Below are 2670 nucleotides of genomic sequence, written 5' to 3' on the forward strand. Positions count from 1 at the left end.
CACCAGCAACGCGGCGGCAGCCCCGGCGTGACCGGGCGCCGTGTCCACCGTGGCCGTGGCGCCCGGCATGCCGTGGCGTGAGACGAGCCCCATGAGAAGCGCTCCGACGGCGGCAACCGTGGCCGTCGCCACTGGTAGCAGCGTGCCGCAGATCCGGCCGCAGGCGAAACCCGCGGCGACGGCGAGCAGGGCGAGCAGAACGCCCTCCGGACCGGTCTCCCGCCCTGCGGCACCGATCAACGACCAGATCGCGCAGGCGGCGAGGATCACGGCCCCGGCCCCGTCCGAAGCATTCCCGCGTGCCCGCGCCCGGCTCTGTCCCGCTGGTGCAATCGTCACGTGCGCCCCCGACCTGTGACCGTCCCGTTCGCCATGGCCGGATCCGGCCCGTCGTCGGGGACTGGCGGACACGGTAACGGCAGTGGCCCGTATCTGTGCGGGAAAGTGGCGAAACGATCCGGCACGAAGGGTTCCGTCACCCCCGAGGGGCTGCCCGGCACAAAGCCGACCACCGTAGACTCCGCCGGGTGAGCGCCACCATCACGTCAGTCGACGACCCGCAACAGCCCGCAGCCGCCCCAGCGTCAGGGGGGAGACGGCCGGTGCGGCGGCTCGTACGGCCCGCCGCCGCCGTGATCGCGGGAGTACTGCTGTACCTGAGCTTCCCGCCGCGACCCCTGTGGTGGCTGGTTCTGCCCGGTTTCGCCCTGCTCGGCTGGGTGCTGCACGAACGCAGACTGCGCGCCGGATTCGGCCTCGGCCTCCTCGCCGGGCTCGGTTTCATGCTGCCGCTGCTGTACTGGACGGGCGAGGAGGTCGGTCCGGTGCCGTGGCTGGCGCTCGCCACGGCCGAGGCGCTGTTCATCGCGGTCGGCTGCATCGGGATCGCGGCCGTCTCCCGGCTCGCCTGGTGGCCGGTGTGGGCCGCCGCGGTCTGGGCCCTCGACGAGGGAATCCGGGCCAGGGTGCCGTTCGGCGGCTTTCCCTGGGGAAAGATCGCCTTCGGCCAGGCGGACAGCGTGTTCTTGCCGCTCGCGGCCGTGGGCGGTACGCCGCTGCTCTCCTTCGCCGTGGTCCTGTGCGGCTTCGGGCTCTGTGAAGCGGTACGCCGGTTCCGTACCTACCGCACCACGGGCGAGGTGCCCCGGGCCGCCGTCGCCGCGGCAGCCGCGACCGTCCTGGTCCCCGTCGCCGCCGCCTTCGCGGCCCTGCCGCTCGTGGACGACTCTCCCGAGGACGGCACCGCGACCGTCGCCGCGATCCAGGGCAACGTGCCGCGACTCGGACTCGACTTCAACTCCCAGCGCCGCGCCGTCCTCGACAACCACGTGCGCCGCACGGAGCAGCTCGCCCAGGAGGTGAAGGCGGGCAAGGTGCCTCAGCCGGACTTCGTCCTGTGGCCGGAGAACTCCTCCGACCTGGACCCGTACCGGAACGCCGACGCCCGCATCGTCATCGACGACGCGGTGAAGGCCATCGGCGTACCCACCGTGATAGGGGCGGTGGTCGAGCCCGACACCGGCAAGCTGCGCAACACCCTCATCCAGTGGGATCCGAAGAAGGGGCCTGTCGAGACGTACGACAAGCGCCACATCCAGCCGTTCGGCGAATACATCCCGATGCGGTCCTTCGCACGCCTCTTCAGCTCGGACGTGGACCGTGTACAGCGTGACTTCGGCCCAGGAAAGAAGGTCGGTGTCTTCGACCTGGCGGGCACGAACGTGGGGCTCGTGACCTGTTACGAGGCCGCGTTCGACGACGCCGTACGGGACACGGTCATGCACGGCGGCCAGCTGATCGCCGTACCCAGCAACAACGCCACCTTCGGACGCAGCGAGATGACCTACCAGCAGCTGGCCATGTCCAGGGTGCGGGCGGTCGAACACAGCAGGTCCGTCGTCGTGCCCGTCACCAGCGGGGTCAGCGCCGTTATCCGCCCGGACGGGACCATCGTCCAGAAGACGAAGCTGTTCACCCCGGACGCGCTCGTGGACAAGGTGCCGCTGAGGTCCTCGCTCACGCCCGCGACCCGGATGGGCACGCTCCCCGAGGGAGTCCTCGCCCTGCTCGCCGTGGTGGGTCTCGGCTGGGTCACCGCCCGTTCGGTACGGGTCCGGCGCAACCGCTGATCGACTCGCGCGCCACGTAGGGTCGGCCCATGGGTACTCCTGATTTCATCCGCGAGATCCGCGCCACCGCGGGCCGACAACTGCTCCTGCTGCCGGGCGTCACCGCCGTGGTCTTCGACGACGAGGGCCGCGTGCTCCTTGGACGGCGTTCCGACACCGGCAAGTGGTCGGTCATCGGCGGCATCTGTGAGCCGGGTGAGCAGCCGGCGGTGACGGCGGAGCGCGAGGTGTACGAAGAGACCGCCGTGCGCTGTGTGGCGGAGCGGGTGGTCCTCACCCAGGCCCTGGCACCGGTGCAGTACGCCAACGGCGACCGCTGCCAGTATCTGGACGTCACCTTCCGCTGCCGGGCGACCGGCGGCGAGGCCCGCGTCAACGACGACGAGTCGCTGGCGGTGGACTGGTTCCCGGTGGACGCGCTGCCGCCGTTGAACGAGTTCTCGCTCTTCAGGATCAAGCAGTCCCTGACCGACGAACCCACCTGGTTCGAACCCACCGCCCAGCACTGACAGATCATGGTGCGCCGGACGGGGTCCGGTAC

At 70.7% G+C, this 2670-nt stretch carries 2 protein-coding genes and 1 pseudogene; 2 read left to right on the forward strand and 1 reads right to left on the reverse strand.

The annotated features are described in order from the left end of the window. A pseudogene (locus tag ACFU8Q_RS40850) lies at positions 1-339 on the reverse strand (O-antigen polymerase); the annotation flags it as partial. 188 nt (positions 340-527) lie between these two features. On the opposite strand from ACFU8Q_RS40850, the gene lnt reads away from it, so the two are divergent. Further along, on the forward strand, positions 528-2129 hold the full coding sequence (gene lnt / locus ACFU8Q_RS40855) for an apolipoprotein N-acyltransferase (protein ID WP_384465103.1): 1602 nt from the start codon (positions 528-530) through the stop codon (positions 2127-2129). 29 nt (positions 2130-2158) lie between these two features. After that, positions 2159-2638, forward strand: a complete 480-nt coding sequence (locus tag ACFU8Q_RS40860) for an NUDIX domain-containing protein (RefSeq protein ID WP_384465106.1) — start codon at positions 2159-2161, stop codon at positions 2636-2638. Positions 2639-2670 lie beyond the last annotated feature (32 nt).

It is taken from the genome of Streptomyces sp. NPDC057543 (assembly GCF_042801895.1).
In the GTDB taxonomy this organism is placed as follows: domain Bacteria; phylum Actinomycetota; class Actinomycetes; order Streptomycetales; family Streptomycetaceae; genus Streptomyces.

What these genes read in the sequence shown, in the direction of transcription:
- ACFU8Q_RS40860 (WP_384465106.1), top strand. Translation starts at nt 2,159, where the DNA reads ATGGGTACTCCTGATTTCATCCGCGAGATCCGCGCCACCGCGGGCCGA.